Source organism: Brevundimonas sp. LPMIX5, assembly GCF_003576505.1.
Classification (GTDB): Bacteria; Pseudomonadota; Alphaproteobacteria; order Caulobacterales; family Caulobacteraceae; genus Brevundimonas; species Brevundimonas naejangsanensis.
In genome coordinates, this window is record NZ_QWTZ01000002.1 from 340505 (window position 1) to 364035 (window position 23531).

Annotated in this window: 23 protein-coding genes and 1 tRNA gene; 12 read left to right on the forward strand and 12 right to left on the reverse strand. The window is 65.7% G+C overall.

The window, feature by feature from the left end:
- Window positions 1-184: 184 nt before the first annotated feature.
- Window positions 185-261, forward strand: a tRNA-Asp gene (locus D1604_RS02665).
- A 230-nt stretch (window positions 262-491) separates the two neighbouring features.
- Here the strand turns inward: D1604_RS02665 and D1604_RS02670 are convergent.
- Complete coding sequence (locus D1604_RS02670; protein ID WP_199683633.1) at window positions 492-3677, reverse strand: TonB-dependent receptor domain-containing protein; 3186 nt, start codon at window positions 3675-3677, stop codon at window positions 492-494.
- Between the two features lie 286 nt (window positions 3678-3963).
- On the opposite strand from D1604_RS02670, the gene D1604_RS02675 reads away from it, so the two are divergent.
- Together D1604_RS02675 and D1604_RS02680 are read left to right on the forward strand one after the other, a co-directional pair.
- Window positions 3964-4497, forward strand: coding sequence for a hypothetical protein (locus D1604_RS02675; RefSeq protein WP_147399864.1), 534 nt, complete (start codon window positions 3964-3966; stop codon window positions 4495-4497).
- Window positions 4498-4535: 38 nt separating this feature from the next.
- Window positions 4536-5453, forward strand: coding sequence for an MBL fold metallo-hydrolase (locus tag D1604_RS02680; protein WP_119412076.1), 918 nt, complete (start codon window positions 4536-4538; stop codon window positions 5451-5453).
- Here D1604_RS02680 and D1604_RS02685 read toward each other — a convergent pair.
- Complete coding sequence (locus D1604_RS02685; protein ID WP_024352676.1) at window positions 5450-6130, reverse strand: DUF1499 domain-containing protein; 681 nt, start codon at window positions 6128-6130, stop codon at window positions 5450-5452. The genes D1604_RS02680 and D1604_RS02685 overlap by 4 nt on opposite strands.
- Before the next feature lie 17 nt (window positions 6131-6147).
- Window positions 6148-7779: a long-chain-fatty-acid--CoA ligase gene (locus D1604_RS02690; RefSeq protein WP_119412077.1), complete on the reverse strand. Its 1632-nt coding sequence runs from the start codon at window positions 7777-7779 to the stop codon at window positions 6148-6150.
- A gap of 172 nt (window positions 7780-7951) precedes the next feature.
- Here D1604_RS02690 and udk point away from each other — a divergent pair, with 172 nt between their 5' ends.
- Both udk and D1604_RS02700 read left to right on the forward strand, forming a co-directional pair.
- Window positions 7952-8596, forward strand: a complete 645-nt coding sequence (udk, locus tag D1604_RS02695; protein WP_119412078.1) for a uridine kinase — start codon at window positions 7952-7954, stop codon at window positions 8594-8596.
- 83 nt (window positions 8597-8679) lie between these two features.
- Entirely contained in the window at window positions 8680-9294 is a 615-nt protein-coding gene (locus D1604_RS02700; protein WP_119412426.1) for a TetR/AcrR family transcriptional regulator, read from the forward strand.
- Between the two features lie 10 nt (window positions 9295-9304).
- Here D1604_RS02700 and pdxH read toward each other — a convergent pair whose 3' ends face one another.
- On the reverse strand, window positions 9305-9961 hold the full coding sequence (gene pdxH / locus D1604_RS02705; RefSeq protein WP_233551874.1) for a pyridoxamine 5'-phosphate oxidase: 657 nt from the start codon (window positions 9959-9961) through the stop codon (window positions 9305-9307).
- Window positions 9962-10124: 163 nt separating this feature from the next.
- On the opposite strand from pdxH, the gene D1604_RS02710 reads away from it, so the two are divergent.
- The gene (locus D1604_RS02710) at window positions 10125-10856 is read left to right on the forward strand and encodes a J domain-containing protein (RefSeq protein ID WP_119412080.1); all 732 of its coding nucleotides are present in this window, start codon (window positions 10125-10127) and stop codon (window positions 10854-10856) included.
- An 11-nt stretch (window positions 10857-10867) separates the two neighbouring features.
- The gene (aroC, locus tag D1604_RS02715) at window positions 10868-11953 is read left to right on the forward strand and encodes a chorismate synthase (protein WP_119412081.1); all 1086 of its coding nucleotides are present in this window, start codon (window positions 10868-10870) and stop codon (window positions 11951-11953) included.
- 13 nt (window positions 11954-11966) lie between these two features.
- On the opposite strand, the gene D1604_RS02720 is transcribed toward aroC, so the two are convergent.
- Both D1604_RS02720 and D1604_RS02725 read right to left on the reverse strand, forming a co-directional pair.
- Window positions 11967-13271, reverse strand: coding sequence for a YceI family protein (locus D1604_RS02720; protein ID WP_119412082.1), 1305 nt, complete (start codon window positions 13269-13271; stop codon window positions 11967-11969).
- A gap of 74 nt (window positions 13272-13345) precedes the next feature.
- The gene (locus D1604_RS02725; protein ID WP_119412427.1) at window positions 13346-14050 is read right to left on the reverse strand and encodes a YceI family protein; all 705 of its coding nucleotides are present in this window, start codon (window positions 14048-14050) and stop codon (window positions 13346-13348) included.
- Window positions 14051-14264: 214 nt separating this feature from the next.
- Here D1604_RS02725 and mutL point away from each other — a divergent pair, with 214 nt between their 5' ends.
- Window positions 14265-16187: a DNA mismatch repair endonuclease MutL gene (mutL, locus tag D1604_RS02730; protein ID WP_119412083.1), complete on the forward strand. Its 1923-nt coding sequence runs from the start codon at window positions 14265-14267 to the stop codon at window positions 16185-16187.
- Window positions 16188-16223: 36 nt separating this feature from the next.
- Window positions 16224-16694: a low molecular weight protein-tyrosine-phosphatase gene (locus D1604_RS02735; protein ID WP_119412084.1), complete on the forward strand. Its 471-nt coding sequence runs from the start codon at window positions 16224-16226 to the stop codon at window positions 16692-16694.
- On the opposite strand, the gene D1604_RS02740 is transcribed toward D1604_RS02735, so the two are convergent.
- A complete protein-coding gene (locus D1604_RS02740) occupies window positions 16684-17700 on the reverse strand; it encodes a Kelch repeat-containing protein (protein ID WP_119412085.1) in 1017 nt (338 codons plus the stop codon). The two genes, D1604_RS02735 and D1604_RS02740, sit on opposite strands and share 11 nt — an antisense overlap.
- Window positions 17701-17889: 189 nt before the next feature.
- Here D1604_RS02740 and D1604_RS02745 point away from each other — a divergent pair, with 189 nt between their 5' ends.
- Complete coding sequence (locus D1604_RS02745) at window positions 17890-18165, forward strand: YjhX family toxin (RefSeq protein WP_119412086.1); 276 nt, start codon at window positions 17890-17892, stop codon at window positions 18163-18165.
- Here the strand turns inward: D1604_RS02745 and rsmD are convergent.
- Both rsmD and D1604_RS02755 read right to left on the reverse strand, forming a co-directional pair.
- Window positions 18148-18723 carry a 16S rRNA (guanine(966)-N(2))-methyltransferase RsmD gene (rsmD, locus tag D1604_RS02750; RefSeq protein WP_119412087.1) on the reverse strand — a complete coding sequence of 192 codons (576 nt, stop codon included), beginning with the start codon at window positions 18721-18723 and terminating at the stop codon, window positions 18148-18150. The genes D1604_RS02745 and rsmD overlap by 18 nt on opposite strands.
- 3 nt (window positions 18724-18726) lie before the next feature.
- Window positions 18727-20268 (reverse strand): pseudouridine synthase, encoded by a 1542-nt coding sequence (locus tag D1604_RS02755; protein WP_119412088.1) that lies wholly within the window; start codon window positions 20266-20268, stop codon window positions 18727-18729.
- A gap of 12 nt (window positions 20269-20280) precedes the next feature.
- Between D1604_RS02755 and tadA the strand changes: the two genes are divergently transcribed.
- Both tadA and D1604_RS02765 read left to right on the forward strand, forming a co-directional pair.
- The gene (gene tadA / locus D1604_RS02760) at window positions 20281-20751 is read left to right on the forward strand and encodes a tRNA adenosine(34) deaminase TadA (protein WP_373561200.1); all 471 of its coding nucleotides are present in this window, start codon (window positions 20281-20283) and stop codon (window positions 20749-20751) included.
- Between the two features lie 31 nt (window positions 20752-20782).
- The gene (locus tag D1604_RS02765) at window positions 20783-21199 is read left to right on the forward strand and encodes an MliC family protein (protein ID WP_119412089.1); all 417 of its coding nucleotides are present in this window, start codon (window positions 20783-20785) and stop codon (window positions 21197-21199) included.
- Here the strand turns inward: D1604_RS02765 and D1604_RS02770 are convergent.
- Genes D1604_RS02770 through D1604_RS02780 form a run of 3 tightly spaced genes read right to left on the reverse strand, consistent with a single transcriptional unit; the run spans window position 21196 to window position 23464 of the window.
- Window positions 21196-21783, reverse strand: a complete 588-nt coding sequence (locus tag D1604_RS02770; protein ID WP_119412090.1) for a GNAT family N-acetyltransferase — start codon at window positions 21781-21783, stop codon at window positions 21196-21198. The two genes, D1604_RS02765 and D1604_RS02770, sit on opposite strands and share 4 nt — an antisense overlap.
- Window positions 21780-22898 carry a 3-dehydroquinate synthase gene (gene aroB / locus D1604_RS02775; RefSeq protein WP_119412091.1) on the reverse strand — a complete coding sequence of 373 codons (1119 nt, stop codon included), beginning with the start codon at window positions 22896-22898 and terminating at the stop codon, window positions 21780-21782. The genes D1604_RS02770 and aroB overlap by 4 nt, the downstream gene beginning before the upstream one ends.
- A complete protein-coding gene (locus tag D1604_RS02780) occupies window positions 22895-23464 on the reverse strand; it encodes a shikimate kinase (protein ID WP_119412092.1) in 570 nt (189 codons plus the stop codon). Before D1604_RS02780 ends, aroB begins: the two co-directional genes overlap by 4 nt.
- Window positions 23465-23531 lie beyond the last annotated feature (67 nt).

The window sequence follows — 23531 nt, forward strand, 5'->3', positions numbered from 1 at the left end:
CTGCATCAATGCGGGGGACATCGGCGCGCGCGACGCCCCCGCCTCCACCAGAGCAGCGAGCCTCGGAAAAACGTCGCTAACAACTGAATTCGCAGATTTTTATCAAAAAGCGCGACAATGCGCTTGACCGAAGCGATGACGCCCCGTATCCGCTCCTTCCTCTCCTCCTCGCGGGGAGAGCAACGCGGGTGTAGCTCAGTTGGTTAGAGTGCCGGCCTGTCACGCCGGAGGTCGCGGGTTCGAGCCCCGTCACTCGCGCCACTCCTCTCAAGGCTTTGAGGGAGTGGCGCACCGCCCTTCCCTCTTCTCCTGAAATCGAAACGGTACACCGGAGGCGCGCATAACGGCCGCCTGCCGATTTCGTGTGCGGTATTCTCCCCGTTCCTCGTCCATGAGCGCCAGTTCCTAGGCTCTTCCCGGTTTTCAACGCTCAAGGAAAAAAGGCGGCGAGCCCGAAAGCTCGCCGCCTCGCTTAAAATCTCCGTGGAGACTTAGAAGTTAGCCGTAACGCCGAAGAAGAAGTAACGGCCCATGGCGTTGTAGAGTTGCGGATAAGTGTTGTTGTTACCCGTCGTACCAACCGAGTAGGACAGCGGCGGATCGGAGTCAAAGACGTTATTCACGCCCATGCGCACCGAGATATTGTCCCGCATCTGCCAGGTTCCAGCCAGATCGAAATAGTTCTGGGCATCCAGTTCTCGATCCAGGCGGCCTGCAGCAGCGTTGTTCAAGCTCCCGTCTGCACCCAGAACAGCAATTTCAGCCGGGCCATAATAACGCCAGGTGCCGTTGATATTCAGACCATCGATCGGAGTTCCCCAGTCAACGCGCATACGATGGCGCCATTCCGGGTTCGGCACGCCGCACTGGTTGGCGTAGAAGCCCGCGCAATCATACACCGAGTTGTCGAAGCCTAAGCCCGTATCGGTTTCGAGCTTCTCGATCCAGGTGCCGACCATGGAGAAGCCAAGCGTACCTGCCCGCTCCCAACCGAAGTCGGCCAGATCGACATTATAGTTGGCTGCGATGTCGACGCCAGACGTCTTCAAGCCCCCAATGTTGGTATTGAGGTCGCGCACATTACCCGACCCGATCCACAACTGACCATTTGCGTTTCTTTGAATGTTATCGCAAGCGGCCTGCAGACCAGCCGTATAGCACGCATCAAGCGAGTTTTGCTCGCCAATAGAAGAGATCAGATTATCGACCTTAATGTTGAAATAATCAACAGTCAGATTGAACCCTGGCAGGAATACAGGCGTAAAAACAACGCCCAGGGTCAGAGTATCCGACTCCTCAGGATTAAGATCAGCAGATCCACCTTGAAGAACATTGTACTGACCCGCAGGGCTGCTCAATGCACCACTTTGCGACTGAGAGTCTGAGACCTGCCAAGGATTGTTACCGATACAAGATGCCGGAATGCTTCCATTAACGCCATCCGCATCGTCATTCAGGTCATCACAAGGGTCGTTGTCCATATCGAACAGGTTGAAGCCCTGCGCGGTGAACAGCTCAATGACATTTGGCGCCCGAACAGCACGCTGCATGCTAGCACGGAAGCGGACCGACGAAACCGGCGCCCAATCCGCGCCGAACTTCCAGGAATCAGTACCGCCGCCTAGCTCATACTCTGAGTGACGATACGCCAAGTCGACCGACAACTGATCAGCAAAGGCCATCCCCTCCGCGATCGGCACCTGAGCTTCGACAAAGACGTCATACACCTGATTGGCGCCGTTTAGACCCAAGGTCGGGCCGCCTTGGCCAGCCCCATCACCGGACGTGAACGAAACGTCAGGGGTCAGATCCAGGGCGTCACGGCGATACTCAGCACCAAACGCCGCCTGGACGCCTCGCGAAGCCCACGGCGTCTTCAAACCGTAAGCACCGAGATCCGCCGTCATAGAACCCGTCACAACCTGCTGGGTGGTCCACCCCGTCGCAACCAAGGGGACCTGCAGATAGTTCAACGCCTCTTGGGTCACGCCACCTTCTTGGAAGATGTTATACGGGACGCACTCGGCATCGATGCCGGCCAACACAGACGAACACACCGGATTACCGGTAACCGGATCTGCTACAACATCCAGAGCCCGTGCTAGGCGCGTATTTGAGAACTCGTTGCGATAGATGTTGGTAAACTGCGAGCGAGAATACTGAATTGCAACATCGTAGCTCCACGCATCATTGAGATCACCGCGAGCGCCCACCACACCTCGATAGGCTTGATAGCGAATATCAGACTGGCGCCCGCCGCCCTCAACGTTACGACGACCGATAAACATCGGCACATAGTTCGGATCGTCGAGCAGACGGAAAGCATCAGGGTTTGTTGCGTCCGACAGCTCGGGCAGATCAGTCGCCGGATTGATCCAGACGAAGGTATCGTAGGCGGCTTGAGCCGCCGCACCACAACCGATAGCCGCCGCCTGGACAGCATTCAGAAGCGGATTATCGCAGTTCACATATGAAGATCCATCCGTAGTGCGGAATCCACCTTTGAATTCGCCAAAGAAATTCCCGGACGGCGCAATCTGGGCGACTGTAGAATAGTCGCTGAACATCAATTGCGTATAAACTTCAATCTTGTCAGTAACGTCATAATGTCCGAACGCTCCTAAGGTGTAGCGCTCATCTGGTCGCTGAAAATAGTTCAACGGCCCGAAGTTATAGGCATCCGCACCCGAGTAGTCTCGGAATCCGCCGTTACCAAGCGTCAAGTCGAAGCTCGGCATCGGGTTTACATCAACGCCGCCAATCTTGAATTCATTGCTCCCAAAATCGGAGAACAAACCTGGATAAGACGTGCCTGAACCCGCGCACTGGAAAGAGTCTGGCGTACCTGCTGCGGGGGCGCCAAGGGAGCAGGCCGAATAATCGTAATCCCGTCCAAGAACCTTATTGTTCTTCCGGTAGCCCGCATACAACGTGATGTTGCCGCGATCATCAGGGGCATTGACGCCCATCAAGATATTTATCTCGCGGCTGAAGCCCGTATAGACGTTATCGTCTGGCATCATGTATTGTGACGGGTTTCCAGCAGCTCGATCGGCTAGAACGTCGCGAACGTTACCTACGCCGTCATAATTATTATTATGCTGATTAAAACCGTACTGCGCGTCGATTTCGATACCTTCAAAATTACGGCGCATGATGAAGTTCACCACGCCAGCGACGGCATCCGAGCCATAGACGGCTGAAGCCCCGCCGGTCAGAACTTCAACTCGCTCGACCATCTGACCAGGAATCTGGTTCAAGTCGGCGGCATCGTCCTGAGGCGAGCCATAGCCCATCCGCTTTCCATCTATCAGCACTAGGGTGCGCGACGAGCCCAAGTTCCGTAGCGAGACGGTCGCCGTGCCCGAGGCGCCGTTAGCGACGGTCGAGTTCTGCGCGGCGAAGGCCTGCGGTAGTTGCGACACCAGGTCCTCGACGCGCGTCACGCCTTGAACGTCGATATCCTCGCCCGTCACCTGCGTCACCGGGCTGGTGGTGGTGAGGTTTGGTTGACGCAGACGCGATCCCGTAACAACGATGTCGCTGACTTGGCTGGGTTGATCGGCCTGAGCAGCCGCCGTGGTCTGAGCCATCGCCGGCGCGGCGAAGCCGGCCAAGGCGAGACCCGCGATCATCGTCGACGTCAGCAGACGCTCGCGTTTGATCTGAAGCTTCAAGGTTCATCCTCCTAAGTGGTGATCGACTCCGGTGAAGTCCCCCTCCACCCGTCGACCACGGATAACCTCGGATGGCATCCAGGCTGGACGTTCCGCCGATATCCAGACAGCAGGGTAGGCATGCTGATCGAATATAGGCCACGCAAATTACATGACAGTTACGATTGCGCCTCTCATATGTCGTAATTTCGCCACGCTATGACGAGCATGAATTTGAACGCGCTTCGAGCATAACGGACATTTCCTTGTCAAAACTGAAATTTCGAATGGGGCTAAAATGCGACTAATGTTGACCCTTTGCGCCGCCACAATCAGCGCGTTCGGCCTCAGCAGCGACGCCGTGGCGCAAGTTCACACCACTGAACGCTCCGCCATGCTGAGTGCGCTGTCGGAGTGCCGGGCCATGCCGGATGCAGCAGCGCGTTTGGCCTGCTTTGACCGAACGGCGGACGCTTTGGATACGGCTGAACGCCAGGGCGATTTGGTGGTGATGGAGCGCCAACAGATTCGCGAAGCGCGTCGTCAGCTATTCGGCTTTACCGCTCCGGCTCTGCCCGCTCTTTTCAGCAGAGGCAGTGATGGAGAGCAGGGCGAATCCGATCTCGATTCGGTGGAAACGACCTTGCTGGGCGCGGGCCAGGATCATGAAGGGAAATGGACCTTCCGGCTGGCCGATGGCAGCGAATGGCGACAAATCGATTCCGCCCCGGTTCGTTTCCAGAATCGAAACGGGACAGAAGTGCGCGTCCGTCGCGCCGCTCTGGGCAGCTTTCTGCTGACTGCGGGAAAGAGCCGCGCCGTACGGGTGAAGCGGCAGTAGGTTGAACTTAAGGCTGACGGCGCGCAGAGAAGCTGGCCATGATCCCTTACGTTCGCCAGTTCGACTTCGCCTATGGACGGCGCGATCAGGTCTCGCCGTTGATCCAGCGCGTCATTGCGGACAACCCCGGGCCTTTCACCTTCACAGGCACGGGGACCTATATCATCGGCCGGGATAGGCCTGACGCGGGCGTGGCGGTCATTGACCCTGGCCCGCTGGATGACGTTCACTTGGACGCCCTGCTGCGCGCGGTGGCCGGACGCACGGTCAGTCATGTGCTGGTCACCCATACGCACCGCGACCACGCCCCCCTAGCCCGCCCGTTCGCAGAAGCGGTCGGTGGCGCGCCGATCCTGGCCATGCAGCCGCCCGCGCGCACCATTCACGCCTCGGACAGCGGCCTGGATGAGGATGACGACGAGGATTTCCGTCCCGATATCGTCCTGACCGGCGCAGAACGGATCGAGGGCGACGGCTGGACCCTTGAGGCGATGGCGACGCCCGGCCATGCCTCGAACCACATGGCCTTCATTCTAAGGGAAGAGAACGCCCTGTTCAGCGGCGACCATATCATGGGTTGGTCGACGAGCGTCGTGGCGCCGCCTGACGGTGACATGACGGCCTATATGCAAAGCCTCGACGCCGTACTGACGCGCGGCTTTTCGACCATCTGGCCCACACATGGCCCAGCGATAACCCAGGTCGCGCCCTTCCTGAAGGCCTATCGCGCGCACCGACTGGAGCGGGAAGCCCAGATCATGGCCCGACTGGCGGCAGGCGACCGGATCATCGCGCAAATGGTGCCGATCCTGTACGCCGCCGTGGATGCACGCCTTTGGCCCGCCGCCAGCCTGTCGGTGCTGGGCCACCTGATTAAGCTGCTGAAGGAGGGACGCGTTCATGCCGAGCCTGAAGCCCAGCTTGGCGCCCACTGGCGACTGACTGAAGGCGATTAGGGCGTCAGTTCAGCCGCCACCGCCTTGGCGAGGCGGCAGGCTTCATCACCAATTTTCAGCCTGTCTCGTCCGGCGACGCGCACATCTGTCCGGCCAGGGCGGATGCGAACGGTGACGTCGTGGGTGACGCCGAACCAGGCGCTCTGCTTACGCCCATCAACTCGGAAGGGAGACGTGCCGAACACGGTGAAGCCTGCCTTTTCAAGCGCCCAGGCGGCCGTTTCAGGCGCAACCTGCGTCGATGCAGGCTCAAGTCCCGCACAGGCCCGAGGATGGCTGTCGTCTGTGCCGGCGAGGCGCCTTTCAGCCGCAAGGCCCCGAGCGAACGCGGGCGGCTCATTCACATCCGTGGTCACATCGCGCGGCGCGTCGGTGAAACGACGCTCCTGAAGCACATAGCCTGCGATCGTCGCGCCCGCGATCAGCAGGGCGGCGCCGGCGATACCCATGAGACGACGCTCGCGAAACGCCAGCAGGCAGGCGACCAGAGCCGCCGCCAGACCGAGGTAGGCCAGAATGCGTCCGACCGTGAGCGCCAGCACCCCCATGCCGAAGTCCGTGCTCCACAGCTCGCCTCGGGTTCCTGCGGACGCAACCAACAGCAGGCCCGGCGCCAGCAGCGTCGTTGCAAGAAGCAGCTTGGCGAGCGTGTTTCCCTTGGGGCGGGGCGTCGACATGGGATCCTCCCTAGCAGTCAGCCAGCGGCGGGCAATTGATAGTCCTTCATCCGCTCTCTCAGGGTCTTCTTATCAATCTTGCCCGTGGCGCCCAGCGGAATGTCGTCCACGAAGACGACATCGTCAGGCATCCACCATTTGGCGATCTTGCCCTGCAGGAAGTCCAGATGCTCCTGCTTGTCCTCGGCCTCGCCATCCTTGAGCTTGATTAACAGCACGGGCCGCTCGTCCCACTTCGGGTGCGCCGCGCCGATGACGGCGGCCAGGGCGACCTTCGGGTGGCCCACGGCGATGTTTTCGATGTCGATAGAGCTGATCCATTCGCCGCCGGACTTGATCACATCCTTGGCGCGGTCGGTGATCTGCATGAAGCCGTAGGCGTCCACGCTGGCGATGTCGCCCGTGTCGAAGAAGCCCTCGTGGTCCAGGATGTCCCCGCCCTCGCCCTTGAAATAGGCGCCGGCGATGGTCGGTCCCTTGACCATGACCCGGCCGAAGGTCTTGCCGTCATGGGGCATTTCCTGCCCGCCGTAATTCTTGATCTTCAGTTCGACGCCCAGCGGCGGCGTGCCCTGCTTCAGACGCCAGGCCATCTGCTCGTCATAGGGCTTGGCCTTCAGCTCAGGCGTCAGGTTAGCGATGGTGCCGATCGGCGACGTCTCGGTCATGCCCCAGGCGTGAACCACCTCGACGCCGAACTGGTCCTGAAAGCCTCGGATCAGGGCCTCAGGACAGGCGGACCCGCCGATCAGAACCTTGCGCAGGGTCGAAAACTTCAGCCCGTTCTCGACCATATGACCATACAGCCCCTGCCAGACCGTCGGCACGGCGGCCGAGAAGGTCACGCCTTCGGTCTCGATCAGTTCATAGACAGAAGCGCCGTCCATCTTGGCGCCCGGCATGACCAGCTTGGATCCGGCCGCCGGCCCGCCGAAGGCTATGCCCCAGGCATTGGCGTGGAACATCGGCACGATGGGCAGGATCACTTCGCTGGGCGTCGCCCCCATGACCGTCGATTGCAGGCCCAGCAGGGTATGGATGAAGTTCGAACGGTGCGAATACAGCACGCCCTTTGGATTGCCGGTCGTGCCCGATGTGTAGCAGAGGCCGCAGGCGGTCTGCTCGTCAAAGCCGCCCCAGACGACGTCGCTGCTGACCTGTTCCAGAACGGTCTCATAGGCCTCGGCTTTCGGCAGCTTGGCCTGAGGCATGTGGGCGGCGTCGGTCATCACGATGACCCGCTCGACCGTCGGACAGTGCGGCAGGACGGCTTCGAGCAGCGGCACGAAGGTCAGGTCGGTGAAGATGACCCGGTCTTCGGCATGGTTGATGATGTAAGCCAGTTGCTCGGGAAAAAGACGGGGGTTCAGGGTGTGGCAGACGGCGCCGATTCCCATGATCCCGTACCAGGTCTCCATGTGGTTGCCGGTGTTCCAGGCCAGGGTGGCCACACGGTCTCCCGGCTTGATCCCCCAGGCCAGCAAGGCGTTCGAAACCCGGCGCGCGCGATCATGAATGGCGGCGTAGGTGGTGCGGACGATCGGCCCTTCGACCGAGCGGGTCACGACCTCGCGTCCCCCGTGCCAGTTCTTCGCGTGGTCCAGGATCTTGTCGACCGTCAACGGCCAGTCCTGCATCATACCCAGCATTCGGCATTTCCCTCGTATGTGCGCCTAATTGAAAGCAGCGCTTGTCGCCACGCTAAGACAGGTGAACCGCCACAGGCAACGTGACGCAAGGGAAGCCTGCCCGCGACAGATCGCCTTAAAACCGCCCACGCCGGGCTTGCCTTACAACGCGTCCGGAGGAAGTAGAGCGCCCATGACCATCTTGATCGCAATCACCGGCGGTTCGGGCTCGGGCAAGAGCACCCTGGCCGAAGCCCTTGTTTCCTCCCTGCCCGACGGCATAGCCACGCTGTTGCGGGAAGATTCCTACTATCTGGACGCCGCGTCCATTCCCGGCTTCGACGCCGCGACGCATGATTTCGACGACGTGGCGGCGCGCGATCACAATCTGCTGATCGCCGATCTGGCTGCGCTCAAGAGCGGACAGGCCATAACGGCGCCCGTCTATTCCTTCATCCATCACGGGCGAGAGGCGCAGGGCGAACCGGTCAGCGCCACTGACGTGATCGTGGTCGAAGGCACGCACCTGCTATGCACGCCCGCCCTGGCGGCGCTGTTCGATATCAAGGTGTTCGTCGATACGCCTGCGGACATCCGCTTCATCCGACGCCTGTTGCGCGATCAGACTGAACGCGGCCGCACGGCGGAATCAGTCATTCAACAGTACCTCGGCACCGTCCGGCCCGGCCATGAACGGCTGACCGAGCCGTCGCGAGTCCACGCTGACTTCATCGTCGCCGACGCCACGGCGGCCGTGCGTCTGGAAGACCCCCAGGCCGTCGTGCGACTGGCCGCGCCCGTCCTCGCCCACCCCCTGCTAGAGACCTGGCTGGCGTAACGACGGTCAGGCGTGACGTTTTACGATCCCGTTGCAATTGCGGCGACTTAAAGGCAATCTCCGGCGAAAGGCTGGTGAACGCCATGACGGCCCCTATCAACGATATCGACGACCCTCGGCGCACGGCGCTGGTCCGGCAGGCGCGGCAGCATTTTATCACCGAAGGCTATGTCGGCACGCGGATGGAGCCGATCGCACGAGAGGCCGGCGTCTCGACCGCCACCCTTTATGCGATGTTCGAGAATAAGGCCGCCCTCTTTGCGGCGGTGATCGAGGAGGCGGCGGCCGACTTCACGGTCAGAATGTCAGCGGTCCAGAACTGCACCGGGTCGCCGCAAGAGCGTCTGCTGGGCTTCCTCACAACCTATGCCGACTTCATGAGCGACGCCTTCGTCCAGGCCATTTTCCGCCTGGTCATCACGGAACGGTCGCGATTTGAAGCCTTGGCCATCGCCTTTTTCGACAAGGCGAAGAACGATTTCGGCGGGCCGCTGATCGTCGCGCTGAACGAGATGGAGGCCAGCGGCGATCTGAAGCTGGAAAAGGCCTCCTGGGCGGCAGGGCAACTGATGGGAATGATCGAGCATCCCGTCTTTTTCGTGCCCATGGTCACGGGCGGCCAGGTCCGCGCCCAACGCGCAACGGCCGAGATCGCCGCCGACGCCGTGCGGACCTTCCTGTCACGCTATCAGGCCTGAGAGGCCGTTTTTACGGCCACAGGCGGCTGGTCGACCAGGTCTCCGCCACGCGATCGAACCGCAGCCGATCATGCAGGCGGAACGGACGGTCCCGCCAGAACTCGATCTGCTGAGGAAGAACGCGCCAGCCGGTCCAGCGGTCCGGACGCGGCACCTCCTCGCCTTCGAACCTCGCCGTCTGTTCGGCGACCCTCGCCTCCAGCGCATCGCGGCTGCTGAGAGGGCGAGACTGGTCTGAGGCCCAGGCGCCGATGCGGCTTTCCCGCGCCCGGCTGGCGAAATAGGCGCTGGCCTCCTCGGCGCTGATGCGCTCGACCGCGCCGCGTACGCGGACCTGGCGTCGCAGGCTCTTCCAGTGAAACAGCAGGGCGGCCGCCGGATGGGCCCAAAGCTGCTCTCCCTTGGCGCTCTCCTGGTTGGAGAAGAAGGTGAAGCCCCGGGCATCGACATCCTTCAACAGAACCATGCGGACGTCGGGCATGCCTTCTGCATCGACGGTGGCCAGAGCCATAGCGTTGGCGTCGTTCGGCTCGCTGCGCTTGGCCTCTTCCAGCCATTCGACGAACAGGCCGATCGGCTCATCACGATCAAAGATCGTGTCATCGGCGTTGGCCGCCAACTGGGCGGCGTAATCGTCTGCGGATGGGCTGGGCGGGATAACCGACATAGTCACTAACAAGGCTTCCTGAGGCCGCATAAAGGCGCGGGCCATCCCTGGCTGACATGGCTCCTGTGTCAATAGCCCAAAGCGTCGCCGCGCACCCTGTTCCGCGCTGGCGCATCGAAAGACGGTTAACCTCGTCTTGACCATAGTCCCGCACGGTGTCGCCATGAACGCGCAGCCGTTTCTTTCCATGGCCGAGGCACGGATGCTGTTGAGGCTGCGCGGCCCCGCGGACGCCGATGGGCTGACGGCGGCGTTTCGCGCCGCTGTGAAGGCCGTTCACCCCGACCATCCCGATGGCGACGCCGAGCGGTTCAGAAGAACAGTCGCCGCCTACCGCCTGCTGCAGGCGCAACTCCCCGCCCTGCCCGCGCCTGTTCGCGTCGAAAGCCGAGCCGAGACGCCCCTTCCTGCGCGCCAGGTCATCCCGGCCCTGATCGTACTGACCCCCATGCAGGCGCTGAGCGGCGGAACCGTCTGCGTCAGGGCGTCAGGCCGCCAGCTGCTGGTGCATGTCCCGCCCGGCGTACGAACGGCGGATCGTATTCGCCTGAAGGACGTCAAGGGACTGATCCCGGTCTTGATCCGCCCTGCAGATGGCCTGTCGGTGCTGGGCGCGGACCTGTTCATGGACTGGCCGATCGCCTCGCGGCTGATGCGAGACGGCGGACGGATCGAGATCGACACCCACGCCGGGCCGCAACCGGCATGGCTGGTGCCGGACATGACCGCGCCGGTTCGCCTGCGCATGCCGGGCCTGGGCCTGCCCGCGCGTGGCCGGCGTCCTGCAGGCGACCTGTTCGTGAAGCTGATTCCGTCTGACGAACTGCCCTCAGCGGCCGAGGATATGCTGCTTCGGTTCACTCGGGTCTGGACGCCGCAGCGCATGGCGGCTTAAGCCTCGCCGTCATGTCGCACAACACCTTCGGCCATCTGTTCCGCATCACCACCTGGGGCGAAAGCCACGGCCCGGCCATCGGCTGCGTCGTCGACGGCTGCCCGCCGCTGATCCCGCTGACCGAAGCCGACATTCAGCCCTGGCTCGACCTGAGAAAGCCCGGCGGCAGCCGCTTCGTCACCCAGAGGCAGGAGGCCGACCAGGTCCGAATCCTGTCCGGCGTCTTCGATGACGGAAACGGTCCAGTCACGACCGGCACGCCGATCAGCCTGATGATCGAGAACACCGATCAGCGGTCCAAGGACTATGGCGAGATCGCCCGCGCCTTCCGCCCCGGCCACGCCGACTACGTTTATCAAAGCAAATACGGCGTGCGCGACCATCGCGGCGGCGGCCGTTCCTCCGCGCGCGAAACGGCCAGCCGCGTGGCGGCCGGCGCCGTCGCCCGCAAGGTGCTGGGAGAGAGCATCGTCATCCGCGCGGGCGTGGTCCAGCTCGGCCCGCATCGCATCGCCGACGACGCCATCGACTTCGGCGCCGTCTACGACAACCCCCTGTTCGCTGCCTCGGCCGAGGTCGTGCCCGCCTGGGAAGAGTATCTGGACGGTGTGCGCAAGGCGGGCTCGTCCATCGGCGCCGTCGTGGCGCTGGAGGTCAAGGGCGTGCCCGCCGGTTGGGGCGCGCCCCTCTACGGCAAGCTGGACGCTGAGCTGGCTGCAGGCCTGATGTCCATCAACGCGGTCAAGGGCGTCGAGATCGGCGCCGGTTTCGGCGCAGCCGAGCTGTCGGGCGAGGACAATGCCGACGAAATGCGCCTGGGCGCGGACGGCCGGCCGGTTTTCCTGTCGAACAAGGCGGGCGGCGTACTGGGCGGCATTTCTTCGGGCCAGCCCCTTACCGCGCGAGTTGCGTTCAAGCCGACCTCCTCCATCCTGACCCTGCGCCAGTCGATCAACCGCGACGGCGCCGAAGTCGATCTGCGCACCAAGGGCCGTCACGATCCGTGCGTCGCTTTGCGCGGCGTGCCGGTGGTCGAGGCGATGGCCGCCATCGTCCTGGCCGACGCCATGCTGCGGCACCGGGCGCAGGTAGGCTGAACGTCAAAGAGGCCTACCCCGCCTGCGTCGCCTTCACCTTGATCTCGACGCCGATGGCCTTGGACACCCAGTCGCCGCCCGCGTCGGACATCATGCCCATGTTCAGGGCCGTGCGGTCCAACTCCAGCTTGCCCGCAACCGTCGCCGTCCCGTTCGCCTCGTCGAAGGTGAAGGGCAGGACGACCGGAACCGTCGTCGTCTTGATCCGCAGAGTTCCGGCCGCCTCATAGCGGTTTCCGCCCAGCGCCTTGAACGCCGTCGCCTGGAACCGGGCGGTCGGATAGGTCGCGGTATCGAACCATTCGGCGCCCGGCAGGCTGCCTTCCTGGGTCGCGTCGCCCGTCTTCGCCGAACCGGTCTGGACCGTCACTACGGCTTTCGAGCCCGCCAGATCGGCCGGGTGGAACCACACTTGCGCGTCCCACTGCTCGAACCGGCCGGTGAACGCCTTGCCGGTGTGGGTTCCGGCGAACTGAATGGTCGAGACGGCCTTGTCCACGGTCCAGGCTGCGGCCGTGCCCGGCGTCACGGCGGCGTCGACTGCAGGCGCCGCGACGGGCGCGGAGGCGACCGCCTGCCCTTCCGCCCTCAGCGCAGGCCTGGCCGCCAGACCGAAGGCGGCGCCGATCACAACCACGAAAGCAACGCCCGCCAGCCGCTCGGCCCAGCGCAGGGCTGGCGTCGGTTCGGGCGCAAGGCCGTGACTGTCGTCGCCATGCGGCAGGACCGGGATCATGTGCGACAACACGCCGTCGCGGTCGAAGAACTGATGCTTCAGCGCCGCTCCGACGTGCAGGACGACCAGAACGATGGCGCCCCAGGCCAGCTTGCTGTGCGCGCCCATGGCCATCCACGCCGTAGCGCGGCGGGCGGCTTCAGAAGCGTGCTCGATGAAGGGCAGGTGCGGAATGGTGAACAGGCCGAACCAGCTGGTCGCCACGGCCAGCGGCGTGTCCGTGACCACGGCCCAGCCGGTCGAGACATAGATCCACCCCGTCAGCGGCAGGGCCAGCATCAGGGCATAGAAGGCGGCGTGCGTCGCCCGCGCGGCGAACTGCTCCCACCCCTTCATGGCGCCCGGCAGAGCCGGGACCGGGTGCGTAAGCCGCCACACGATCCGCAGCACCGTCAGCGCCAGAATCAGAAAGCCGATCGACTTGTGAATCTGGAAAACGCGATAGGCCAGCGCCTGAGTGTCCGGCTGAGCAATGGCGTCGCTCATCCACCAGCCCATCGGGATCATCGACAGGATGGCGACCGCAATCAGCCAGTGCAGGGCGATGGCGACGGCGCTGTATCGGCTGGGGCGGCGGGTCATGAAAACTCTCGCGTCAGTCTGAACATGAAGAGGGCGGGACCAAACGGCCCCGCCCCTTCGTCGTGGTTCGCCTATCAGGCAGCCGGTGCGGCCGGAGCGGCTTCTTGAACGAACTCGGCGTCGAAGCGAATCGTCACCTCGTCGCCGACCGGGCCCAGCGGCATACCGAAGTCGGTGCGCTTGAACTTGCCCTCAGCCGCGAAGCCGATGGCCGGAACAGGCATGAAGGGGTGCTTTTCCAGATCGCCGTTGAAGGTGGCGTCCAGCGTCACCGGCTTGGTCACGCCCAGGAAGGTGAGGTCGCCCGTCACCTTGGCCGTGCGCGCGCCGGTCAGCTCGACCTTGGTGGACTTGAAGGTGATCTGCGGGAAGGCCGTGGCGTTCAGGAAGTTCTTGTTCTTGGCGATGTCCTCGCTCCAGCTCTTGAAGCCGGTGGCGGCGTGGGTGCCGACGTAGTCGCCCTGATAGTTGGCGTCGACCGAGGTCGGGTCGATGGTCGCCTCGACCGTGCTGTTGGCCAGGTTGGCGGTATCCAGCGTGATCTTGGCGTCGAACTTGTTGAAGCGCGCCGTGTAATTCGAGATCGAGTTATGCGGCAACGACCACTGCAGCGAGGCGTGGGTCGGGTCCATCACATAGACGCCCGAGGTGGCCTTCAGCGCGACCGGAGCGGTCGAGGCGGCGTCGGTCGTCGGTGCGCCGGCGGTATCGGCGGGCTGGCTGCAGGCGGCCAGCAGGGCGGCGGCCGAAACGGCGATCAGGGCGGCTTTGATCTTCATGGGGGAGAAAACCTCAATCAGGCGGTTGAAACGATAACTGGACAGAAGGTCCGCAAACAGGTCGTGTGTCAGCTCGGCCTCGCCGTCGCGACTGCAACAGTATAAGTTGCCATTGACGCGCTTCAAGTCCCTGCATCACGAAAATCGTCATCCGGCTCACGAAAAAAGGATTGAGGTGCGTCCGGCGACGACGGCGCCTATCCTTGCGACTCACATGACCATCCGCCGTCTCCCCCCCGAAACCGTCAACCGCATCGCCGCAGGCGAGGTGGTCGAACGCCCGGCCAGCGCCATCAAGGAACTGGTCGAGAACGCCATCGACGCCGACGCCCGCAGCATCGAGATCCAGGCGGACGGCGGCGGCCTGACCCGCATCCTCATCGCCGACGACGGCAAGGGCATCCCGCGCGACGAACTGCCTGTCGCCATCGAACGCCACGCCACCTCGAAACTGGAGCCGGACGATGCAGGCGACGTGGACCTGCTGCGCATATTCACCCTCGGCTTCCGGGGCGAGGCCCTGCCCTCCATCGGCTCGGTCGCCCGGCTGAACATCACCACCCGCGCCCGGGCCGAGACGGGCCTGCCCCAGAACGACGCCTGGGCCGTCTCCGTCGAAGGCGGCGCCCAGCGCCCCCTGTCGCCCGCCGCCTTCCCGGGCCCGCACGGCGCGCGGGTCGAGGTGCGCGACCTGTTCTACGCCACCCCTGCCCGGCTGAAGTTCATGAAGTCCGAGCGGGCCGAGGCGATGGCCATCTCGGAAGAGATCAAGCGTCAGGCCATGGCGCACGAGGCCGTCGCCTTCACCCTAACGCTGGACGGCAAGACCACCCTGCGCCTGCCCGCCGAACACCCCGGCGACGAGGGGCGACTGAAGCGGCTTGGCGCCCTGCTGGGCCGCGATTTCGAGGCCAACGCCCTGTTGATCGACCAAGAGCGCGACGGCGTGCGCCTGTCCGGCTATGCGGGCCTGCCGACCTATTCGCGCGGCAATGCGGCGCACCAGTTCCTGTTCGTCAACGGCCGCCCGGTGCGCGATCGCCTGCTGCAGGGCGCGCTGCGCGGGGCCTACGCCGACTTCCTGGCGCGCGACCGGCATCCGGCGGCGGCCCTCTTCATCGACATCGACCCGCTGTATGTCGATGTGAACGTCCACCCGGCCAAGGCCGAGGTGCGCTTCCGCGATCCGGCGCTGGTGCGCGGCCTGATCGTCGGCGCCCTGCGCCACGCCCTGCACGCGGCGGGACACCGCGCCTCGACCACGGTCGCTGCAGACGCCCTGTCAGGGTTCCGGCCGCATACGGGCGATGCCCTCTACAACCCCGCCACGCCGCAGTCATTCAGCAACGCCGCGCCGGGCTGGAGCGGCTGGCAAGGCTGGTCGCAACCGGCCGCCGCCGCCCAGAACCTCCCTGGCCTCAACGAACGCTCTGGCCGCGTCGAACACACATGGAGCGGTGAATCCGCAGCCCCCAGCTTCCGCACCTTGGGCGAAATCCAGGCCGAACATGCCGGTCAAATCGCGCCTGGCGCCCCTGCCCCCGTCGACCTGATCGACTATCCGCTGGGCGCTGCGCGGGCCCAGCTTCATGCGAACTACATCGTGGCCCAGACCCGCGACGGCCTCGTCATCGTCGACCAGCACGCCGCCCACGAACGTCTCGTCTATGAGCGGATGAAGGCCCAGATGGCCGATGGCGCCGTCACCCGCCAGGCCCTGCTGACGCCCGAAGTGGTCGAACTGGACCCCGCCGAAGCCGAGCGCGTCGCCGCCAAGGCCGATGAACTGGCCGAAATGGGCCTGATCGTCGAAGCGTTCGGCGCGGGCGCGGTGCTGGTGCGCGAAACCCCGGCTCTGCTAGGCGACACCGACGTTCAGGGCCTGATCCGCGACATCGCCGACGACCTGTCCGAACACGGCGCCGCCCTGTCGCTGAAAGAGCGCATGGCCGAAGTCTGCGGCACCATGGCCTGTCACGGCTCGGTCCGCTCGGGCCGTGTCCTGTCGGCGCCCGAAATGAACGCCCTGCTGCGCCAGATGGAGGCCACGCCCCACTCCGGCCAGTGCAACCACGGCCGTCCGACCTATGTGGAGCTGAAGCTGCACGACCTCGAGAGGCTGTTCGGGCGGCGCTGATCTTTTCGTCGCCCTACCGCTTCGCTACTTGAGGGCATGGCTCCTTCCGTCCTCTTCGTCTGTCTCGGCAACATCTGTCGCTCGCCGCTGGCCGAGGCCGCCTTCCGCGAAAAAGCGCGTCGCCTGAAGCTGGATGTGATCGCCGATTCCGCAGGAACCGGCGGCTGGCACGTCGGCGCTCCGCCCGACCCGCGCGCCCAGGCAGTCGCCCTGAGGAACGGCGTCGATATCTCGGCCCTGCGCGGTCGCCAGGTGAAGCCCGCCGACTTCCGCCGCTTCACCCATCTGGTGGCGATGGATCACGAGAATCTGGCGAACCTGCGCCGCCTCGCCCCGCCCGACGCCACGGCGAAACTGAGCCTGCTTCTGGACCACGTCGAGGGCCGCGCCGGTCAGGCCGTGGCCGACCCCTATTTCGGCGAGGACGACGGCTTCGACGTCACCTGGGCCGACGTCACGGCGGGCGCCCGCGCCCTGGCCGCCGAGCTCAGGCGTCTCAGAGGCTGAGCGCCTCGACCAGACCGCTGGCCTTGCCGCCCGACGCGACTTCGCCGCCGCCGAGGGCGTAGACTGTTCCATCCACGCTGGCCGCCGCCAGACCGTGACGCGGGGTGCGCATGGCCGGTCCCGCCGTCCAGGCGTCGCGCGCCGGGTCATAGAGCCAGGTCTCGGCAAAGACCCCGCCGCTTCGCCCTTCTAACCATTCACCACCGAAGGCGACCAGCCTTCCGCCCGCCTCGGCCATAGCCAGACCGCCGCCGACCTGCTTTCCGGTCGCGGGCGAGGCAGGGATCGGCGCCAGGGTGTCCCAGCGGTCGCTGGCGGGATCATAGCGGTCCAGCCGCCCGGTTCCGCCGCCGTCCACCGTGCGGCCGCCCGCCACGAACAACTTGCCGTCCAGCACGGCGCCCGCCGCGCTGTTGCGGGCCATCGGCGCCGGACGCGCCGTCTCCCAGCGATTGGCGGCGGCGTCGAAGACCAGATGGGTCGCCACGTCGCCCTGATCGTTCCACTGACCGTTCGCCTCGCCCTTGGGCGAGCGGCCGGTGATCAGGTGCACCCGATCGCCCACCGATAGCCCGACCGTCTCGCACAGACGCTCGGGCATCTCACCCACCTGAGCCCAGACGCCCTGATCGATGGCCCATATATCCGTCATGGCCGTCCATTCGCCGCCGTCGCGCCGGTCGTAGCCGCCGAAGGCCCAGATTCGTCCAGCCGCCGCCGCCAGCATCGGGTGATGGCGCGGTTGCGGCAGTCGCGGCCCCTCGCTCCAGAGGTCGGCCTTCACGTCATAGACGGCGGTTCGATCATTGATGTGCAGCCCGCCTGTCGCCGCGCGGACCAGGCCCCCTGCGACCGTGATCCGCCCATCCAACGCGGCGCAGTAGATTTCCTGCGTCGGCCACGACATCGAGGCGCGCGGCGCCCAGCCCGTCTGCGCGAGAGATACGGAGGGCGCCGCCGCGACAGCGGCGCCGGCGGCCAGAAAGGTGCGGCGGTGCAGGATCATGGCGCCAGCCTAGCCGTGGCTGTCGTCCTGCGCTAGAAGTCCGCCCCCTTCCCCCAACGGGATCGACCATGTTTGAGATTGTAGCCACGGCATAGGCCCGGACGCTGATCGTCCCGAGGCCTCCTGAGCCCGCCCCGCGCAGCCTTGCGCCGGGCGCGTGTCTTCTCATGCCTTGGAAATCTCAATCCCATGAACCTGTCACGTGCGGAGCAACGCACGCTCCACGCCCTCGCCCAGGGCGGTCGCATCCTGCTGGAACGCGACGAACAGGGCCGCATCCTGGCCGCCCGCTGCTTCACCCGCGAAGGCTGGGTGCTGGACAGCTGCAACCTTGATCAATGGCGCAGCCTGAAGCGCAAGGGCGTCATCAAGTCCCGCAATGGCGGCCCCTATGTCGTCAACCGCGACGGCCTCAGCCGCCTGCGCAGCCGGGCCGACAACCGGACCTCAGGCCGAGGCTTCTGACGCCCTGAGGAACAGGACGCGCGCGGCGCCATAGTCGCGCGCGTCCAACCGCTCATAGCCGGGCGTGTCGATCTCGGGCTCGTCCGAGCCGCGCTCGAAGACCACGATGGCGCCCGGCGCCAGCCAGCCGCCCTCCAGCAAGCGCGCCAGCGTCTGTTCGCCCAGTCCCCTGGCGTAAGGCGGGTCCAGAAACGCCAGGGTGAAGGCCTCGCCCGCCGAACCGGGACGCGGCCCCAGGTCAGTTGCGCTGCGCCGATGCACACGGCACCGGCCGAACAGACCATAGGCGTCCATATTCTCACGAATGGCGCCGCGCGCGCCGTCGTCCGTATCCACGAACAGGCAGAAGGCCGCCCCGCGCGACAGAGCCTCGAACCCCAGCGCGCCCGAACCGGCGTACAGGTCGATCACCCGCGCCTCATGCAGGCCCTCGGCCCAGGGGGCGTGCTCCAGCACGTTGAAGATCGCCTGACGCGCCCGATCCGAGGTCGGGCGCGTGTTCTGCCCCTCGGGCGTGACGATGGCGCGCCCCTTAAGGCTACCCGCTACGATGCGCATGGATCAGCCGCGTCCGCGCGGGCCGCCGCGACCGCCGCCGCCCGAAGGCTTGCCGCCAAAGGGTCTGCCGCCAGAGGGCTTGCCCCCGAACGGCTTGCTTCCAAAAGGCCTACCCTCGCCGCGAGGTCCGCCGGGCCGGTCGCCCGACCGCTCGCCAAAGCGGTCGTTGGGACGCGCGTCGGAACGCCCGCCTGCGCCGCCGGAACGGCCGAAAGGCTTATCGCCGGGCTTGCCGCCGGGGCGACCGCCCTTGGGCGGGCCGCGACGGTCGTCGATGAACTGGTCGGCGCGCGGTTCACGCGGCTTGAACGGGCGGCGCGGGCGGTCGTCGTTCCCGGCGCCTTCCCCCTCGCCCGGACGGGCGCGCGGCTTGAAGCTCTTGGAATGCTCGAACCTGGGCTTGGCCTTGGCCCAGCCTTCTTTCTTGGCGGGTTTGCCGAACTCAGCGCCCTCCTCCGCAGCCGTCTCGGCGGCGCGTACGCGGCTGGGCTTGCGCGACGGGTCGGACATGGCTGAACCCGATTTGCCGCGTACGATCGGAGCGCCGGTGCGGCGGCCGGGCGTCGGAGCGAGCGTCTCGACCGTATTGCCGGTGGGCAGGTTCTCGGGGCGGATGTGCTCGGCCAGCATCTCGCGGATCACGCGCGGGCCGACTTCCTCGACCGCGCCGACCGGCAGGGTGCCGAGTTGGAACGGGCCATAGGCCAGGCGGATCAGGCGATTAACCGTCAGGCCGACGCTTTCCAGCACCTTACGGACTTCGCGGTTCTTGCCCTCGGTGATCTGGACGCTGAGCCACAGGTTGGCCGAAGACTTCTCGCCCTCGGCCTTTTCCTTGGCCTTGTCGATGGTGGCCTCGACCGGGCCATAGCGGACGCCGTCGACGACCACGCCGTCCTTCAGCTTGTCCAGCTGTTCCTGAGTGATGCGGCCGCGCGCACGGGCGCGGTACTGACGCACCAGAGCCGTGTCCGGCAGCTCCAGCGCCCGGCTCAGTTCGCCGTCATTGGTCAGCAGCAGCAGTCCTTCGGTCGCCAGATCAAGACGGCCGACCGAAATCACGCGCGGCATACCGCTGGGCAGGGCGTCGAACACATTGGGGCGGCCCGCCGGGTCGTTGTGGCTGGTGATCAGGCCCGCAGGCTTGTGATAGCGCCAGACGCGCGTGGCCTGGGCCGCCCCGATCGGCTTGCCGTCGACGGTGATCTTGTCGTCGCGCTTCACCAGCACGGCGGGCGTGGCCAGGATGCGGCCGTTCACCGCCACCTTGCCCAGACCGATCAGCCGTTCGACCTCGCGGCGCGAGGCGATGCCCGCGCGGGCCATGACCTTGGCGATTCGTTCGGTGCGTTCCGGCGCCTTGGCTTCGGGTGCAGGCTTGCCGCCGGAACGGCCCTCGGCGCGGTCGCGGGGCTTCCCGCCCGGCTTGCCGTCCTTGTCGAAGGGCTTTCGCGGGCCCTTGTCGGCGAAATTACGGGGACCGCGCGCGCCGTCGTCTTGACGGGAGCGGGGCTTCTTGTCGTTGTCTTTGGGATGGCGATCCATGATGAGCGGTTCATGAGCATGGCGCTCGATCTGGCGCAAGCGGCGGCTGAGGCTGGCGAGGTGCCGGTCGGGGCCGTGATCGTGGACGAAAACACCGGCGAAGTGCTTGGGCGCGGGCAAAACGGGCCCATCACAGCCCATGATCCGACCGCCCATGCCGAGATCATCGCTCTGCGCGATGCGGCGGCGACGTTGCAGAATTATCGCCTTACGGACCTGACTCTCTATGTCACGCTGGAGCCGTGCGCCATGTGCGCGGGCGCCATCAGCCACGCCCGCATCGGCCGGGTGGTCTGGGGGGCCGACGATCCCAAGGGCGGCGCCGTGCTCCACGGCGGGCGTTTCTTCGACCAGCCGACCTGCCACTGGCGGCCGCAGACTGAGGGCGGCGTCATGGCCGACCCTGCGGCCGAGATGCTGCGCGGCTTCTTCCGTTCACGGCGGAAACCCCGGGCAGGAACGCCGGGCGACACCGGGCGTTGAAGCTCCAAGCTTGACCTTGAGAGGGCCTCCATTGCCGACCCGCATCCTATGGCCGACCGTCGCCGTTTCCGCCCTCGTTCTGTTGTCAGCCTGCGGGCAGGAGCCCCGCGAGGCGCCGACCGACAGCGATACGGTGCGCCAGCGGGCCGTCGAGGCCCAAACCGCCCGTCGCCGCACCGGCGCCGAGCTTCAGGACCGCGCCCTGAACCGCGTCGTCCATGCAGTCTACCTGTGCAACAACTCTGAGCGGCTTTCGGTCGATTTCGACAATCCGCGCCAGATGGCGACCGTGCGCAACTCCAACGGCGAAGCGGTCGATCTGTATCAGGAGCGCGCCGCCGACGGGATCTGGTATCGCGCCTCGGGTTATGAACTGCGCGGCAAGGGCGTCATGGCGACATGGAGCGCCGGCGACCGCGAACCGACCGAGTGCCGGGCGGTGGATTAGGCCAAGGCCGCCAGCCGCTCGTCCAGCCGCCGCCGCACCTCGGGCCAGTCGTCGTCCAGGATGGCGAACTGGGCCGTATCGCGCGCCCGGCCCGTCCAGGTGGTCTTGTGCTTGCGCAGCACGCCCTCGTGGGTCGCGCCCAGCTTGCGTATGGCCGCCTGACTGGCGGCGTTCAGGGCGTCAGTGATGATCTCGACCCGGATCGCCCCGTTCGAGAAGGCGTAGTCCAGCAACAGACGCTTGCAGGCCGGATTGATCGCGCCGCCGCGCGCCTCCGGCCGGTAGAAGGTCGAGCCGATCTCGCAGCGCCGGTGTTCGGGCCTGATCTCATAGAGGCTGGTTGTGCCGACGACAGCGCCGTCGCTGCGCCGCCGCACGGCGTAGGCGATGCGCGATCCCGTCGCCATCGCCTTCCTCGCCGCCTCCCACCAGCCGTCGAAATGCGGCCCATAGGCCGCCCCAACCATGCCGTTCCAGGCGTCGCGATCGCAATCCAGCGCCGCCCTCACATCATCCTTCAGAGCCTCGGTGAACGGCTCCAGCCGGACGAAGGCGTCTTCAAGGACGACGGGCGGCAGGTTCACGCCGCGCCCTCTCCGATCAGGAAGGCGCGCACCGCCTCGGCGTTCACATTCTTGTCGGTGAAGGCGTCGCCCACGGCCCGCGCCAGGATCAGCGTCAGGCGCCCGCCCTCGGCCTTCTTGTCCCCCGCCATCCGCCCGATCAGGGCGTCGGCGGCGAAGCGATGGTCGATGTCCGACAGCCGCGTCGGCAGGCCCGCCGCGCGGATGCCCGCCTCAGCGCGATCAGCCTCGGACACCGAACACAGACCCTGCTGCGCCGAATAGCGGAAGGCCATAGCACAGCCGAGCGCCACCGCCTCGCCATGTGTCAGGGTCTCGCCGAAAGCCAGTTCGGCCTCCAGGGCGTGACCGAATGTGTGGCCCAGGTTCAGCAGGGCGCGGCGGCCCGCCTCCTTCTCGTCCTCGCCGACGATCTGGGCCTTGATCTCGACCGAGCGGATCACCGCCCGTTCCAGAGCGTCAGGATCGCCCTTCGCTCCTGCTGCGCCCCCAGAAGGCGATGTGTCGCCCAGCCAGTCGAAGAAGGCCGCGTCGCAGATCAGGCCGTGCTTCAGCACCTCGGCCCAGCCCGAGCGCACCTGACGGACCGGCAAGGTGGCCAGCGCCTCGATGTCGGCCAGCACCCGACGCGGCTGGTGGAAGGCGCCGATCAGATTCTTGCCGCGCGGGGTATCGATCGCCGTCTTGCCGCCGACCGAGGAATCCACCTGAGCCAGCAGGGTCGTCGGAATTTGCACGAAATCGACTCCGCGCATGAACAGGGCCGCCGCCAGGCCGGCCAGATCGCCCACCACGCCGCCGCCCAGGGCGACGACCATGCTCTTTCGATCCAGCCCTTCGGCCAGCAGTCGATCCAGAACGGCCTCAAGCTGTTCAAACGACTTGGACGCCTCGCCCGCCGGAACCGTCACCAGCCCCGTCGCCAGCCCCGCCGCCGCCAGAGACGCGCGCACCGTTTCGCCGTGGATGGCCGCCACCGTCTCGTCGCTGACGATGAAGGCGCGCGTGGGCTTCAGCGCCGCGACCTCGGCGCCCGCCGCCTTCAGCAGGCCCCGCCCGACAACGACCTCATAGGGGGCGAAAGCGCCGCCTGCGACCGGGATCGTCGTCGTCATCGCTTGGTCTCCTGCCGCCCGAACCGGCGCAACTGTTTCAGAATGGCGTCCACGGCCTGACCGTGCGAGCCGCCGCCCACATCGACCGTCACATCGGCCTGTCCGTAGATGGGGTAGCGCGCCTTGGCCAACTCGTTCAGCGCAACCAGCGGATCGCGTCCGCGCAACAGGGGGCGCGTATCGCGCCGGCCTACACGTTCGGCGATCACCTTCAGATCGGCCCGCATCCAGACGCTGACGGCGTGTTGCTTCATCAAGGCGCGCGTGTCGGGGTTGAGCACTGCGCCGCCCCCGGTCGCCAGCACGATCGGCGGCCCTTCCAGAAGGCGGCGCATCACCCGCGCCTCGCCCGCCCGGAACTCGGCCTCGCCGCGCGACGCGAAGATTTCGCTGACGGTCATGCCCGCCGCTTCCTCGATCACCTGATCCCCGTCGGCGAACGGCAGGCCCAGTCTCTGAGCCAGCCTCCGCCCCACCGTCGATTTCCCGACGCCCATCAGCCCCACCAGGGCTATGGTGCGGACCGAAGACAGCGGGAAGGAATCAGGCGAGGCGTCGGAAGGCATGGTCCGTATACCCTCTACACGAGACGCCGCCCGGCTCCACACCTCAGAAGAGACGACCTGACACGGC